This is a genomic window from Tistlia sp., from assembly GCF_040905785.1.
Classification (GTDB): domain Bacteria; phylum Pseudomonadota; class Alphaproteobacteria; order Kiloniellales; family DSM-21159; genus Tistlia.
Window position 1 is genome coordinate 75493 of the sequence record NZ_JBBDQW010000045.1, and the last position, 14639, is coordinate 90131.

A 14639-nucleotide genomic window follows, 5' to 3' on the forward strand; every position below is an offset into this window, starting at 1 on the left:
CGGCGGCGTCCCCTCGCCCGCCTCGCTCCGCTCGGCACCCTCTCCCCGGAGGGTAGAGGATTCACGGGCGCCCTTTCCCCGTCATCCCGGACGTTAGGCGAGCCCGAAAGCCGTCAGGCTTTCGGGTGGCGAGCCTTGCGATCCGGGATCCACGGCACTCCGCCGGACCGCGTCACCGCTCCTCCTCCCCGGGCGGGACCTCGCCGGGCAGCTCGGCCGCCTCCTCGGGCAGCAGGTCCTCGCCGAAGTCGGCGCCGAGCGGGTCCTCGTCCTCCTCGTCCTCGTCCTCCTCGTCCTCGCCCTCCTCGCGCTTCAGGCCGCTCGGCGGCGGCAGCAGGCCGCGCTCGCCCAGGATCGTCACGGCCGGCCGGGAATCGAGCAGGCCGGCGGCCTTGAGCTCCTCGATCCCGGGCAGGCTGTCGAGGCTTTCCAGGCCGAAGTGCTCGAGGAAGGCGTCGGAGGTGCCCCAGGTGACCGGCTTGCCCGGACTCCGGCGCCGGCCGCGCGGGCGGATCCAGCCGGCCTCGAGCAGCGTGTCGAGCGTGCCCTTGGACAGCGCCACGCCGCGCAGCTCCTCGATCTCGCCGCGGGTCACCGGCTGGTGGTAGGCAACGATCGCCAGGGTCTCGATGGCGGCGCGGGTCAGCTTGCGCGTCGTCGTGCGCTCGAGCTCGAAGGCGCCCGCGAGGTCCGGCGCCGTGCGGAAGGCCCAGCGCTCGCCGAGGCGGACCAGGTGGACGCCGCGGTTGGCGTAGCGCTCCTGCAGCTCCTCGAGCAGGCTGTCCAGCGCGGTGTCCTCGGGGAAGTGGCGGGCCAGCACCGCCGGCGCCTGGGGCTCCGAGGCGGCGAAGAGCAGCGCCTCGAGCAGGCGCAGGCGCTGGAAGCGATCCTCGCTCACCGCCCCTGCTCCGGCGCCGCCGGGTCGCCGGCCTCCTCGCCCGCGTCGCGTTCCCCCTCGGGGCGGGAGCGCAGGAAGATCGGCGCGAAGCTGCGCTCCTGGCGCAGGTCCAGCAGGCCGCGCTTGCACAGCTCGAGGCTGGCGACGAAGGTCGCCGCGAGCGCGGAGCGCGAGGCCAGCGGGTCGCTCGCGCCGGGCAGCGGCGGCAGGAAGGCGGCCAGGGTGCGCCAGCTCGGCATCTCGCCGAGCATGGCGGTCAGGCGCTGGACGGCCTCCTCGACCGAGTAGAGGTCGATGCGGGCGATCCGCAGATTGTGCTCGCCCGGCTTGCGCCGGATCCGCCCATAAGCGGTCAGCAGGTCGTACAGCGTCGCCTCGTGGACCACCGTCTCGCGCGTGCGCACCCGCTCCGGCTCGCCGCGCCCGAAGGTGTCGCGGCCGAGCTGCGGCAGCGCGACCAGCTTCTGGCCGGCGTCGCGCAGGGCCTGCAGGCGCTGCAGCTGGAAGCGCAGGGCCGCGGCCAGCTCCTCGCCGCTCGGCTCCTCGCCGTCGGGCTCGGGGGAGGGCAGCAGCAGGCGCGACTTCAGGTAGGCCAGCCAGGCCGCCATCACCAGGTAGTCGGCGGCGAGCTCCAGGCGCACCTTGCGCGCCTCCTGGATGAAGGCGAGGTACTGCTCGGCGAGCGCCAGGATCGAGATCTTGGTGATGTCGACCTTCTGGTCGCGGGCCAGCTCGAGCAGCAGGTCGAGCGGGCCCTCGTAGCCCTCGACGTCGACGACCAGCCGCTCGACCAGCGGCTTCGGCGCCGCGCTGTCCTCGGCGAACTCGAGGCCGCTCACGCCAACGCCTCCCCGAGGGCGGCGAGCGCGGCCGCCCGGTCGAAGGGCTCGGGCGCCCGCAGGCAGGCCGCGGCGCGCGACGCGCGCGCCCGCGCCGCTTCGCCCAGCAGACCGCTCGCCTCGATCGCCGCGCGCCGCTCGGCGACCGAGCCGTGACAGACCAGCACGCAGTCGCAGCCGGCCGCCACCGAGGCGGCGGCGCGCTCCGGCAGGCTGCCCTCGAGCGCCTCCATGAAGAGGTCGTCGGACATCAGCAGGCCGTCGAAGCCGATCTCCTGCCGGATCAGCCGCTCGAGCGCGACCGGCGAGGTCGTCACCGGGCGCTCGGCGTCGATCGCGGCGAAGACGATGTGGGCGGTCATGCCGAGCGGCTGGTCGGCGAGCGCGCGGAAGGGCGCGAGGTCGGTCGCGCGCAGCGTCTCCAGGTCGGTCTCGACGCGCGGCAGCTCGAGGTGGCTGTCGGCGGTCGCCCGGCCGTGGCCCGGCAGGTGCTTGACGACCGGCAGCACGCCGCCGGCCAGCAGGGCCTCGCAGGCGGCGCGGCCGAGGGCGGCGACCGCCGCCGGGTCGCTGCCGTAGGCGCGGTCGCCGATCACGCCGTGGCCCTCGGGCAGGCGCAGGTCGAGGCAGGGCAGGCAGTCGACGTCGATGCCGAGCTCGGCGAGCTCGGCCGCGATCAGCCGCACGTTGAGGCGCAGCAGCTCGAGCGCGCGGCCGGGGTCGCGGCCGTGGAGCTCGGCGAAGCGCTCGGCCGGCGGCGCCTGGCGCCAGTGCGGCGGCTTCAGGCGCTGGACCCGGCCGCCCTCCTGGTCGATCAGCACCGGCGCCTCCCGGCCGACCGCCTCGCGCAGCGCCGCGACCAGCGCCGCGACCTGCCCCGGCGAGTCGACGTTGCGGGCGAAGAGGATGAAGCCGAGCGGGTCGGACTCGGCGAAGAGCCGCCGCTCCTCGGCGGACAGACTCAGGCCCTCGCAGCCGACGATCGTCGCCGTCGTGCGCGCGCCGTACCAGGCGCGCCCGCCGCCGCTCGCGCTCTCGCTCGTGCCTCTCGTCCGGGCGCGCTCGGCCACGGCTACCTCTGCTTGGCGATGCAGTCCTGACCGGCCGCCTTGAGCTGCGCGCAGAGATCCCGGGCCGTGGCCCGGTTCGGCAGCGGCCCGGTCTGGATGCGATAGTAGACGCCCTGGGCGCCGAGGTCGGCGCGCTCCAGCTGCAGCGGCATGGCGCCCAGCAGGGCCTCGTTGGCGCGCTGGATGCGCGACCACTCCTGCCGGGCCGCCGCCTCCTGGCGCAGCGCCGCGAGCTGGATCACCCAGCTGCCCGGCTCGACCGGGCCCGCCGCGGGTGCCGGGGCCGGCGCGGCCTCGGGCGACTCGGCCGGGGGCGTCGCGGCTTCGGACGTGGCCGTCTCGGAGGTGGCCGTCTCGGCCGTGACGGTCTCGGACGGGGCCGTCTCAGGCCGGGCGGCCTCGGGCGTGGCGGCCGGTTCCGGCTGCGCGGGCGCCTCCTCGGCGGTGACGCTGGTCTCGGCCGGCGCCTCGGCGACCGGCTCGGGCGCGACCACCGGCTGCTCGGCGACCTGCTGCTCGGCAAGCGGCGTCTCGCTCGGGTCGGGCTGCTCGGTCGCGCGCTCCTCCGAAGCCGAGGTCTCGCTCTCCGCTGGTTGCGGCAGGTCCGGCAGGCCCGACGGGTCGTCCTGCGCGGCCGGCGCGTCGGCGGCGGTCTCCGGCACGGGCTCGCCGGGCGGTTCCGGCGCCTGGACCTCGACCGGCGCGGGCGGCACTTCGACCGGCTCTTCCGGCGGCGGCAGCAGGCTCTCGACCCGGTTGCCGCCCGTGTCGCCCTCGGTCCGGTTGAGCACGGTCGAGTCGGTGTAGGGCACCTCCAGGCCGCCGGGCTCGGCCGGCTTCTCCTTGATCGGCCCGCTCGGCGCCTGGACCACCGGCAGGTGCTCCGGCTCGACCTCGCCGACGCCCCACTCGTAGGCGTACCAGACGATCCCGGCGAAGGCGGCGAGCGCGAAGAAGGCGATGACCAGGGGCAGCAGGCGGGAGCGGCGCGGCCCCTCCTCGGGATCGCCCCCGAAGCCCTGGTTCCCATAGCCCTGGCCCGCGAGGTCGCTGCCGGCGGCGCCGCGGCGCCCCTTCAGGTAGTCGGGGCCGAGGTCGCCGGTCATCTCGTTCTGCCTGATTCGGTCGGAGGGCATCAGCGCATTTCCTCGAGCGGCTCGACTCCGAAGATCCGGAGGCCCGAGGCGATCACCAGGGCGACCGCCCGGAGCAGCGCGAGCCGGGCGGCGGTCAGCTCGGCGTCGTCGGCGACCAGGAAGCGCAGACTGGTCTCGTCCTTGCCCTTGGTCCAGAGGCCGTGGAAGGCCGCCGCCACGTCGTTGAGGTAGAAGGCGATGCGGTGCGGTTCGTAGGCTTCGGCCGCCGACTCGACCAGGCGCGGCCACCCGGCAAGCAGCTTGATCAGACCAAGCTCATGCGAGTCGGTCAAGCGATGCAGGGGGCCGCGGGCCAGGGATTCCGCGGACTGCTGCAGGTCCGGAAAGGCCTGGGCGGCGTGGCGCAGCACCGAGTGCGCGCGGGCATGGGCGTACTGGACGTAGAAGACCGGATTGTCCTTCGACTGCTCCAGGACCTTGGCCAGGTCGAAGTCGAGCGGCGCGTCGTGCTTGCGGGTCAGCATGATGAAGCGCAGCACGTCCTTGCCGACCTCCTCGGTCACCTCGGAGAGGGTGACGAAGGTGCCGGCGCGCTTCGACATCTTCACCTCGACGCCGCCGCGGGACAGCTTGACCAGCTGGCAGAGCACGATGTGCAGGCGCGCGTCGCCCTCGCTGAGCGCCTGGACCGCGGCCTGCATGCGCTTGATGTAGCCGCCGTGGTCGGCGCCCCAGACGTCGATCTGCGTCGCGAAGCCGCGCCGGAACTTGTCCAGGTGGTAGGCCATGTCGTTGGCGAAGTAGGTCCAGGAGCCGTCGGACTTCTTCAGCGGCCGATCGACGTCGTCGCCGAAGTCGGTGGCCCGGAACAGCGTCTGCGGCCGCGGCTCCCAGTCCTCGGGGGTCTTGCCCTTGGGCGGCTCGAGGGTGCCGACGTAGAGCAGGCCGCGCCGCTCCAGGTTCTCGAAGACCGCCTCGACGGCGCCCTTCTCGACCAGGGCGCGCTCCGAGGCAAAGACCGACTGCTCGACACCGATCGCCGCCAGGTCCTGGCGGATCCGCGCCATCATCCGCTCGATGGCGAAGGCCCGCACCGGCGCCAGCCAGTCGGCCTCCTCGCGGCCGAGCCAGCGGTCGCCGTCGCGCTCGGCCAGCGCCCGGCCGACCTCCTTCAGGTACTCGCCCGGATAGAGGCCGGCGGGAATCGCCTCGATCGCCTCGCCCAGGGCCTCGCGGTAGCGCAGGTGCGCGGTCCGCGCGAGGACGTCGACCTGGTTGCCGGCGTCGTTGATGTAGTACTCCCGGGTGACGTCGAAGCCGGCCTTGGCGAGCAGCCCCGCCAGCGCGTCGCCGACCACGGCGCCGCGCGCGTGGCCGACGGTCAGCGGCCCGGTCGGGTTCGCCGAGACGTACTCGACGTTGACCTTGCGGCCCGCGCCGAGGGCGCTCTCGCCGAAAGCCTCGCCGGCCTCAAGGATGGTCGCCAGCTGGCCCTGCCACAGCGGGTCCTCCAGGCGCCAGTTGACGAAGCCCGGGCCGGCGACCGCCAGGTCGACGACGCCGCGCTCGCGCGCCAGGCGCTCGACCAGCAGCCCGGCCAGGTCGCGCGGCTTCAGCCCGGCCGGCTTGGCCAGTACCATGGCGGCGTTGGTCGACATATCGCCATGCGCCGGATCGCGCGGCGGCTCGACCGTGACGCGCGTCAGGTCGAGTCCCGCCGGCAGCGCGCCTTCGGCGGCCAGAGCCTTAAGCATCGACTCAATTCGTACCTGAAAGTCTTTGAAAATGTTCATTTTTCTTCTTGAAGATTACCGTCTGCCTGATGAGCGCTTCATGGTTCGACAGGCTCACCATGAAGCGACGGAACTGTAGGCGCCAACCCTCGGGCCGGGCGTCACCCTGAGCCTGTCGAAGGGCGAAGCTCGGCAGGGCACCTGCCGCCTACAGGCGCGAATAGGGGTCGAAGAGCTTCTCGTGGGCCTCCAGGGCGTAGCGGTCGGTCATGCCGGCGATGTAGTCGGCGACGACCCGGGCGCGGCCCTGCCGGCCCGCCTGCCCGGCCGCGCCACCGGCGGCCGCCTCGGCCTCGGCGACCGCGGCCTGCCAGGCGTCCGGCAGGCAGTCCGGGCGCTCCAGGTAGAGCGCGAAGAGCTCGCCCACGACCCGCTCGGCCTTCTGGGTCATGCGGTTGACCTTGTAGTGCCGGTAGACCCGCTCGTACAGCAGCCGGCGCAGGGCGCGCTCCTTCTGCCGCATGTCCTCCGAGAAGGCAACCACCGGCCGGCCCAGGGCGCGCACCGCCGCCGCGCTGTCGGGGGCCGCCTCGGCGAGGCGCCGGCGCGTCTCGCGCAGCAGGTCGTCGACCATCAGGCCGATCAGCCGGCGCACCGTCTCGTGGATCAGCCGGCCGCGCTCGAGCGCCGGGTAGGCGCCCTCGACCTCCTCCAGGACCGCGCCGACCAGCGGCACCGCGCGCAGCTCCTCGATCTCCAGCAGGCCGGCGCGCAGGCCGTCGTCGATGTCGTGGTTGTTGTAGGCGATGTCGTCGGCCAGCGCCGCGACCTGCGCCTCGGCCGAGGCGTGGCCGGCGAGCTCCAGGTCGAAGGCCTCGCAGAAGCGCGCCAGGCTGTCGCGCGGCGCGCTCAGCGGCCCGTTGTGCTTGGCCAGGCCCTCCAGGGTCTCCCAGGTCAGGTTGAGGCCGTCGAACTCGGCGTAGCGCGCCTCCAGCCTGGTCACGACGCGGAATGCCTGCTCGTTGTGGTCGAAGCCGCCGAGCTCGCGCATCGCCTCGCGCAGCGAGCGCTCGCCGGCGTGGCCGAAGGGCGTATGGCCGAGGTCGTGGGCCAGCGCCAGCGCCTCGGCGAGGTCCTCGTCGAGGCCGAGGGCGCGCGCCAGCGAGCGGGCGATCTGGGCGACCTCCAGCGAGTGCGTCAGGCGCGTGCGGTAGTAGTCGCCCTCGTGGTAGACGAAGACCTGGGTCTTGTACTGCAGCTTGCGGAAGGCGCCGGCGTGGACGATGCGGTCGCGGTCGCGCTGGAAGGCGCTGCGCGTCGCGCTCTCGGCCTCGCGGTGCAGCCGGCCGCGGCTGTCCTCCGGCCGGCAGGCATAGGGCGCCCGGCCGCGCGGCGCGTGGGGAGAGCTGGTCTGGACCATGGTGCCCGCCTTGTAGCAGAGCCGGCGGGGCGGAACCCATGGCAAATGGGCGCCCCCCTTCCGGCGAAGGCCTCGCTGCACTACATTCGGATGTGCAGAACGAGGGACCAGCGACCATGAGCACGATCGAGAGCCTCGAGGACTTCGGCATCACCGAGAACGCCGCCCGGCGCATCGCCAATCTGGCCGCCCAGGAAGGCGGCCGGCCGATGCTGCGCATCTCGGTTTCCGGCGGCGGCTGCTCGGGCTTCCAGTACGGCTTCGACTTCGACGAGACGACCGGCGAGGACGACCGCCTGTTCGAGCGCGGCGGCGCCCGGGTCGTGATCGACGAGGTCTCGCTGGAACTGCTCAAGGGCAGCGAGATCGACTTCGTCGAGGACCTGATGGGCGCCTACTTTAAAGTCCAGAACCCCAACGCCTCCTCCTCCTGCGGCTGCGGCTCCTCCTTCGCGATCTGAAGTGGCGCTTTCGCCGTCCCGGCTTCCCCGCTAAGAATCGGGCCGCGCCGAAACCGGCGCGGGAGCGACGAGCAGGGGAAGGCAGGACCGATGGACGACCGCTACGCCGCCATGGCGGCAGTGCTGCAGGACTACTTCGACGGCCTCTACAATGGCGACACCGAGCTGCTGGCCCGGGTCTTCCACCCGCAGGCGCGCTACGCCTGCGCGACCGACTGCCCCGGCGGCGGGCCGCTCGTGCACCTGGGCATGGAGGAATACCTGCCGATCGTCCGCGAGCGCGTCGCGCCGGCCAGCCGCCAGGAGACGCGCCGGGACCAGATCGTCTCGATCGAGTTCGCCGGACCGGTCACGGCGCTCGCCCGCGTGCACTGCGCGATCGGGCCGAAGTACTTCACCGACCTCCTGACCTTCATCTTCGTCGAGGACCGCTGGCAGATCATCTCCAAGGTCTTCCACTACGACCTGCTGGAGTAGCCCTCGTCCCAGGCGCCGGTCGCCGCAAGTTGCGGCGCCTCGACGGCGGGCGTCCAGCGCGCCGGCAGGCCCTGCCCGATCCACAGCCCCTGCCCGACCCGGAAGCGCAGCAGCCGCTCGGCGCCGGCGAAGCGCGCGATCTCGGGCTCGTCCCACAGCACCTCGGCGGTACCGGCGAGCAGCAGCAGGTCGCCGCTCGCGAAGACCGGCACCAGCAGCCCCGCGCGCGGCTCGACCGCAAGGTTGCCCAGGGTGTTGAAGGCGAAGTTGCCGCGGAAGTCCGGCAGCGTCACCAGGGAGCCGCCGTCCGCCGCATCGGTGACCCGCAGGAAGCCGGGCCGGCCGCCGCGGTGCGAGACGTCGAGCCCTTCGCGCGGATCGCCGACCCCCGCGCGCGGCGCCGCCGAGGCGGTCGCGAGGAAGAGGGTATCGGCCGCCGCCAGCGCCGCGCGCGCCGCCACCGACAGGCTCGCGCCCTCGCGCCCGCCGTCGCGCGGCATCGCCGCCGGCGCGGCGAGCGGCTCGCGCACCTGGATGTACTGCGGGCAGTTGCCGAAGGCCTGCTCGACCGCGAGCGCGAAGCCGGCCGGCTCGCTCGCCAGGACCCGGCCGTTGGCCCGGTTGCGCCGCCGCGTCGCCAGCTCGATGCCGAGCAGCCCGAGCGGCGCCCCCGGCGCCAGCGCCAAGCCCAGCGCCGCCTCGCCGAGCGGCCGCGCCTCGACGACCAGCCTCTGCGGGTCGGGCGACGACAGGAAGCCGGGGCGCCCGCTCGCCAGCGTCGCCCAAGGCTGGCCCTCGGCGTCGAGAGCGCCGACCAGCAGGAAGGGCAGCTGGGCGAAGAACAGGCGGTGCTGCTCGGTGAGGAAGCCGCGGATCATGCGCCGGCCCTGGCGCTCGGTGCGCTCGCGCACGCCGGCGCGGGCCTGGGCCGCCCGCTCGCCGGCATGAAAGGGGGAATCGCTCTCGATCACGTCCATGGCGGTTCTCCTGGGGACAAACGAGCCCGGGCGTCCGGGGACATCGTGGACAGCTCCTCCACGCCGCGGCGACCAGCGATACAGAAGACCGCCCCTACGCCGGCACCGCCGAGCGCGGCATGGCGAGGAAGCCGGGCAGCGCCTCGATGCGCGCCAGCCACGCCCGGATTCGCGGGAAGGGCTCGAGCGGGATGCCGCCCTCGGGCGCGTGGGCCGTGTAGCCGTAGAACGCGAGGTCGGCGATGGTCGGCGCCTCGCCGGCGAGGAAGGCTGAGCCGCCGAGCTCCCGCTCCATGACGCCGAAGAGGTCGCGGCCGATCTGCCGAGCCTGCTCCAGGTCGCCGGGTCGCCCGAAGAGGGTGAGGATGCGGGCGCGGGCCGCGCCGTCGTTGAGCTGCCCCGCGGCGACCGAGAGCCAGCGCTGGACCCGCGCCGCCGCCAGTGGCTCGCGCGGCAGCCAGCGTCCGCTCGGGTCGTAGCGCCCGGCGAGATAGACGAGGATGGCGTTGCTGTCGGCCAGCACCAGCGGCTCGCCGCCCGGACCGGCGCCGTTCGGGTCTTCGATCACCGGGACCTGCCCGAAGGCGTTGATCGCCAGAAAGGCGGGGCGCTTCTGCGCGCCGCCGGCGAGGCCCATCGGGACGATCTCGAGCGGCAGGCCGAGCAGCGAAAGGAACAGGCGCACGCGGTGGGCGTGGCCGGACAGGGCGAAGTCGTGCAACCGGATCGGCGAGAGCGTCCCGGCGACGTCGGTCTCTATGGCCATGGCGTCCTCCTCGTTGGCGGGTACGTCGATAGATGCGCCCTTCCCCACTCCGCTGGAATGGCGAGGATTGACAAGAGACTGTTCCAGTCTGCGGAATAATTCCCATGGACCGCCTGGACAGCCTGCGCATCTTCGTCGCGGTCGCCGAGCAGGCCGGCTTCGCTGCTGCAGCGCGCCGGCTCGGCCTGTCGCCGCCGGCGGTGACGCGGGCGGTCGCGGCCCTGGAGGCGCGGCTCGGCGCCCGGCTGCTGCACCGCACGACGCGCATCGTCCGGCCGACCGAGGCGGGGCAGCGCTTCCTGGCCGACGTCCGGCGCATCATCGCCGAGCTGGAGGAGGCCGAAGCCTCGGCGGCCGGCGCCCAGAGCGATCCGCGCGGCACCCTGGCGGTGACCGCGCCGGTCCTGTTCGGCCGGCGGCACGTCGCCCCGCTGGTCTTCGCCTTCCGCCGGGCCTTCCCGGAGGTTTCGGTGCGCCTGCTGCTGCTCGACCGCGTGGTCGACCTGATCGAGGAGGGCCAGGACGTCGCGCTGCGCATCGCCGAGCTGCCGGATTCGGGGCTGAGCGCCCTGCGCGTCGGCACGCTGAGACCGCAGCTCGTCGCCTCGCCGGCCTATCTCGCCCGCTGCGGCCGCCCGCGCAGCCTGGACGACCTGGCGGATCACCAGGCGATCGTCTTCGACCGCGAGGGCATGGTGCGCGACTGGCTGTTCGGGAGTGGCGCCGGCCGCCGCTCGCTCCGGCCGACGGCGCCGCTCAGCGTCAACACGGCCGAGGTCGCGGTCGCCGCCGCAGTCGACGGGCAGGGCCTGGCCCGCGTGCTATCCTACCAGGCGGCCGCCGAGCTCGCCGACGGACGGCTCGAACTGGTGCTGCCGGAGCTGCAGACGACGGAGATCCCGGTGCACTTGGTCCATCCGGAGGGCCGCCGCGCCGGCGCCAGGCTGCGCGCCTTCCTCGACTTCGCGGTGCCGCGTCTGCGCGCCGAGCCGGTGCTGCAGGCCCCTACCGCGGGGCCGGACGCGCCGAAGGCCGACGCGCGGGGCTGAACGGCGCCGCGCAATCGGCTAAGAAGGGCCCCGCTCCCGCCCGCCCGCGACCCGGAAAGACCATCCCCATGCCGAAGATCGCCACCTGGAACGTCAACTCGATCAAGGCGCGCCTGCCCAACGTGCTGGACTGGCTGAAGCAGGCCGAGCCCGACGTCGTGCTGCTCCAGGAGACCAAGTGCCAGGACGAGGCCTTCCCGCACTTCGAGATCGAGGCGCTGGGCTATCACCGCGCGGTGCACGGCCAGAAGAGCTACAACGGCGTGGCGATCCTCTCGAAGCAGCCGCTCGAGGAGGTCAGCCAGCGGCTGCCGGGCGACGAGGCGGACGCGCACGCCCGCTACCTCGAGGCGACGACCTTCGGCGTGCGGGTCTGCTGCCTCTACCTGCCGAACGGCAATCCCGCGCCCGGCGAGAAGTACGACTACAAGCTGGCCTGGATGGCGCGCCTGGCGGCGCGCGCCGAGCAGCTGCGGGCCGACGAGCGGCCGGTCGTGATGGGCGGCGACTACAACGTCATCCCCGAGCCCGAGGACTGCCACGACCCGGCCGCCTGGGCCGGCGACGCGCTGTTCCTGCCGGAGACCCGCCGCGCCTTCCGGCGCCTGCTCTGGCTCGGCTACACCGACGCCTTCCGGGCGCTGCATGGCGAGCCGCACCGCTATTCCTTCTGGGACTACCAGCGCGGCGCCTGGCAGGCCGACGAAGGCATCCGCATCGACCACCTGCTGCTGTCGCCCCAGGCTACCGACCGCCTTTCGGCCTCCGGCATCGACCGCGAGGTGCGCGGCCGCGAGAAGGCCTCCGACCACGTGCCGGTCTGGTGCGTACTTGAGTAGCCCGCAATCCCGGACCCGCTCCCGCCTGCGCGGGGAATGGCCGGGCAAAGGTTGCCGATCCAGGCTAGCCTGTGGACCGCGAGACATTCCTTCTGGCCGCGACGGGCGGCCGCTCCCACATCACCTGGGCCATGTTCCTGCCGCTTCACGACACCAACGAGCGCACCTTCCTGCGCTATCCCTGGGTCAACTGGACTCTGATCCTGCTGTCCGTGGTCGCATTCCTCTACCAGATCGGCGGCGACGAGGCGCACTACGTCCAGACGATCTACGGCTTCGGCATGGTGCCGGCGCTGCTGACCGGCGACGCCCAGCTGCCGGCCGGCGTCGTTCATGCGCCGGCTTGGCTGACCCTGCTGACCTCGCAGTTCCTGCACGGCGGCTGGATGCACCTGATCGGCAACATGCTATTCCTGCTTGTCTTTGGCGACAATGTCGAAGATTCAATGGGTCACAGGAAATATCTAACCTTCTATCTGATCTGTGGTGTCGTCGCCGCCCTCTCCCAGTTCGCGACCACCTCCGACCCCGGCACGCCGATGATCGGCGCCAGCGGCGCGATCTCGGGCGTGCTCGGCGCCTACCTGCTGCTCAGCCCGAAGTCCAAGGTGCTGGTGCCGATCGGCTTCATTCCGCTCTACATCCCGGCCTGGCTGCTGCTGGTCTTCTGGTTCGGCCTGCAGCTGTTCGCCGCGGCCGGCGACACGGCCGGCGAGGCCGGCGTCGCCTGGTGGGCGCACATCGGCGGCTTCGTCGCCGGCCTGGTGCTGGTCGTACCCTTCAAGCGCCGCGCGGTGCCGCTGTTCGGCGGCGAGAAGCCGCCGCGCGGCCTGCGCGTCGTCCTGCCCGGACAGCAGGGCCAGGACCCCGACCAAGAGCCGAGGAGCGGTCCCTGGCAGCGCCGTGGACGGCGCGGCCCCTGGACCTGAGATTTCGGCTAGGCTGTCGCAGGCGACAGAGTCGGAAAGGCATGCCATGGCGACCAGCAAGACCACGAGCCGAGGCCGGCGCCTACGCGACCTGCCGCTGAAGGGTGGCTCGAAGACGGTTCGCCGCGTCCTGCTCGAGCGGCGCACGCGCGTGCGCCGCGGGCGCAGGGAGCGCGCCGTCGCGATCCTGCTGGCGCTCGCCCTGCTCGCCTACGGCGCCTTTCCGAACGACCTGGTCGCCGACACGCGCCCCGGCGTCGGGCTCCTCGACGACCTGGTCGTGCTGCCGCTCGGCTTCTGGCTGGTGGTCCTGCTGCTGGAGCGCGCCCAGCGGGAGCGGCGCCTCGCCCGCCACGTCGCCGAGGGTGGCGACCCGGCCGCGGCGCCGGCCGTCGGCTCCGGGAAGCGACGCCGGGAGCGCCTGCGCGGCGCCGTGCTGATCGTCGCCGGCACCGCCCTCGGCCTCGCCGCCGGCTACCTCGGACAGCAGCTCTTTCCGGGCGGCTGACCCCGGCGCCGCCTCCAGGCTAGGCCTTCGGGCCCGTGGACAGCGGCCCGCTCGGCATCAGCCGCACGCCCGGCCTGAGCAGGCGGTAGTCGAGCTGCAGGTGGTCGACCGGGTTCGGCCCGGGCGCCGCTGCGACCACGACCTGCTCGGCGATCGGCTGGAAGTCGGCGCGGAAGTGCACCGAGGACTTGACCGCGACGATGCCCCGGTCCTCCGGGTCGACGCCGAGGTGGCGCAGCATCTCGCGATCGGCGAGCTGCGCCTTCTTCGAGGCGACCGCGACCTCGACGCCGCCGAGCTCGAGCAGCGCCATCGGCCCGAGCGCCATGCGGGCGCCGCGGTAGAAGGGGCCGGTGCACTCGAACTTGCCGTCGCCGAGCTTCTTGACCCGGTAGGCGCCCTGCAGCGGCGCGTGGCCGGCCAGCCCGCTGTGGGCGCCGAGACCGATCTCCAGGGTCGCGCCCTCGCCGGCGGCGTGGGCGCGCTCGGCCGCCACCGGATCGAAGATCAGGCCGATCACCGCGCGCGGCGCCCGCTGGCGCACCAGCTCGGCGAGCAGTCCGACGGTATCGCCGTTGCCGCCGGCGCCGGGGTTGTCCTGGGTGTCGGCGAGCACGACCGGCCGGCGCGCCTTGCCGCTGACCGCGATGGCGTGGGCGACCGCCTGCTCGGCCGACATGATGGTGCCGGCGAAGGCGGCCTCCTCGGCCAGCACCGCCTGCTCGAGCTCGGCGGCGGCGCGCGCGGTCGCCGCCGGATCCTCGCCGTAGGCGACGACGCTCGGCCCGCAGTGCCAGATGTCCGCCGGCGAGAAGCCGGCCGAGAAGGACAGGGAGGCGACGCCGGGCAGGCTCTCGCGCTCGCCCAGCGAGTCGTAGAGCGACTGCGCCGGCTCGATCAGGCTGCAGCCGCTGGTCAGCGGGATCAGGAAGGGCAGCGCCCGGCGCGCCTTGGCGAGCTTGCGCCCGCCCATCAGGGTCGCCAGCAGGCGGTAGGCGCGGCCGCCGGTGACCGCCATGTCGACGTGCGGGTAGGTCCGGTAGGCGACCAGCGCGTCGGACAGCTCGACCATGGCCGGCGTTACGTTGGCGTGCAGGTCGAGGCTGACGACGAGCGGCAGGTCGGGTCCGACCAGGTCCCGGATCCGGCGCAGCAGCTCGCCCTCGCCGTCCTCGTGGCGCTCGGTGACCATGGCGCCGTGCAGGTCGAGATAGAGGCCGTCGAGGCCGCTCGCCGCCTTCAGGTCCTCGAGGATCTGCCCGGCGATGCGCTCGAAGGCGTCGGTCGTGACGTGGGCCGAGGGCGTCGCCGCGGCCCAGGACAGCGGCACCAGTTGGTGGCCGCCGGCGCGGGCTTCCTCGATGAAGCCGGCGCAGGGCAGGTTGACCCCGGCCAGCACCTCGAAGACCTCGGCGCCGCGGCTCAGGGCGGGCCAGGCGCCGCCCTTGGCGAAGGCCTGGAAGTCCGCCTTGCTCGGCGCGAAGGTGTTGGTCTCGTGCTGAAAGCCGCCGACGGCGATCTTCACGCGCAATCTCCTCGGAAGTGTGACGACGAAGGAAGGCGAAGCGGTGGGACC

General features: G+C 73.4%; 15 protein-coding genes. 6 read left to right on the top strand and 9 right to left on the bottom strand.

Features of this window, described 5'->3' with window-relative positions; genetic code table 11:
* Positions 1-172 precede the first annotated feature (172 nt).
* From scpB to WD341_RS10975, 6 genes are all read right to left on the bottom strand, one after another.
* Positions 173-898, bottom strand: coding sequence for an SMC-Scp complex subunit ScpB (scpB, locus tag WD341_RS10950; protein ID WP_368425486.1), 726 nt, complete (start codon positions 896-898; stop codon positions 173-175).
* The gene (locus WD341_RS10955) at positions 895-1737 is read right to left on the bottom strand and encodes a ScpA family protein (RefSeq protein ID WP_368425487.1); all 843 of its coding nucleotides are present in this window, start codon (positions 1735-1737) and stop codon (positions 895-897) included. The genes scpB and WD341_RS10955 overlap by 4 nt, the downstream gene beginning before the upstream one ends.
* On the bottom strand, positions 1734-2807 hold the full coding sequence (gene nagZ, locus WD341_RS10960) for a beta-N-acetylhexosaminidase (protein ID WP_368425488.1): 1074 nt from the start codon (positions 2805-2807) through the stop codon (positions 1734-1736). Before nagZ ends, WD341_RS10955 begins: the two co-directional genes overlap by 4 nt.
* 2 nt (positions 2808-2809) lie before the next feature.
* The gene (locus tag WD341_RS10965; RefSeq protein ID WP_368425489.1) at positions 2810-3943 is read right to left on the bottom strand and encodes an SPOR domain-containing protein; all 1134 of its coding nucleotides are present in this window, start codon (positions 3941-3943) and stop codon (positions 2810-2812) included.
* On the bottom strand, positions 3943-5697 hold the full coding sequence (gene argS / locus WD341_RS10970; RefSeq protein WP_368425490.1) for an arginine--tRNA ligase: 1755 nt from the start codon (positions 5695-5697) through the stop codon (positions 3943-3945). Before argS ends, WD341_RS10965 begins: the two co-directional genes overlap by 1 nt.
* A 148-nt stretch (positions 5698-5845) precedes the next feature.
* Positions 5846-7057 (bottom strand): deoxyguanosinetriphosphate triphosphohydrolase, encoded by a 1212-nt coding sequence (locus WD341_RS10975; RefSeq protein ID WP_368425491.1) that lies wholly within the window; start codon positions 7055-7057, stop codon positions 5846-5848.
* 116 nt (positions 7058-7173) lie between these two features.
* Between WD341_RS10975 and erpA the strand changes: the two genes are divergently transcribed.
* Positions 7174-7518, top strand: coding sequence for an iron-sulfur cluster insertion protein ErpA (erpA, locus tag WD341_RS10980; protein ID WP_368425492.1), 345 nt, complete (start codon positions 7174-7176; stop codon positions 7516-7518).
* Between the two features lie 90 nt (positions 7519-7608).
* Entirely contained in the window at positions 7609-7995 is a 387-nt protein-coding gene (locus WD341_RS10985; protein ID WP_368425493.1) for a nuclear transport factor 2 family protein, read from the top strand.
* On the opposite strand, the gene WD341_RS10990 is transcribed toward WD341_RS10985, so the two are convergent.
* Both WD341_RS10990 and WD341_RS10995 read right to left on the bottom strand, forming a co-directional pair.
* Positions 7977-8972, bottom strand: coding sequence for a pyridoxamine 5'-phosphate oxidase family protein (locus WD341_RS10990; protein ID WP_368425494.1), 996 nt, complete (start codon positions 8970-8972; stop codon positions 7977-7979). The two genes, WD341_RS10985 and WD341_RS10990, sit on opposite strands and share 19 nt — an antisense overlap.
* 94 nt (positions 8973-9066) lie before the next feature.
* Complete coding sequence (locus tag WD341_RS10995) at positions 9067-9738, bottom strand: glutathione S-transferase family protein (RefSeq protein ID WP_368425495.1); 672 nt, start codon at positions 9736-9738, stop codon at positions 9067-9069.
* A 104-nt stretch (positions 9739-9842) separates the two neighbouring features.
* Here WD341_RS10995 and WD341_RS11000 point away from each other — a divergent pair, with 104 nt between their 5' ends.
* From WD341_RS11000 to WD341_RS11015, 4 genes are all read left to right on the top strand, one after another.
* On the top strand, positions 9843-10787 hold the full coding sequence (locus WD341_RS11000; protein ID WP_368425496.1) for a LysR family transcriptional regulator: 945 nt from the start codon (positions 9843-9845) through the stop codon (positions 10785-10787).
* Between the two features lie 68 nt (positions 10788-10855).
* Positions 10856-11626, top strand: coding sequence for an exodeoxyribonuclease III (gene xth / locus WD341_RS11005; RefSeq protein WP_368425497.1), 771 nt, complete (start codon positions 10856-10858; stop codon positions 11624-11626).
* Positions 11627-11697: 71 nt separating this feature from the next.
* Positions 11698-12555 (top strand): rhomboid family intramembrane serine protease, encoded by an 858-nt coding sequence (locus WD341_RS11010; protein WP_368425498.1) that lies wholly within the window; start codon positions 11698-11700, stop codon positions 12553-12555.
* Positions 12556-12601: 46 nt separating this feature from the next.
* Positions 12602-13063, top strand: coding sequence for a DUF1232 domain-containing protein (locus WD341_RS11015; RefSeq protein ID WP_368425499.1), 462 nt, complete (start codon positions 12602-12604; stop codon positions 13061-13063).
* 19 nt (positions 13064-13082) lie between these two features.
* Here WD341_RS11015 and WD341_RS11020 read toward each other — a convergent pair whose 3' ends face one another.
* Complete coding sequence (locus WD341_RS11020; RefSeq protein WP_368425500.1) at positions 13083-14588, bottom strand: M81 family metallopeptidase; 1506 nt, start codon at positions 14586-14588, stop codon at positions 13083-13085.
* Positions 14589-14639: the final 51 nt, after the last annotated feature.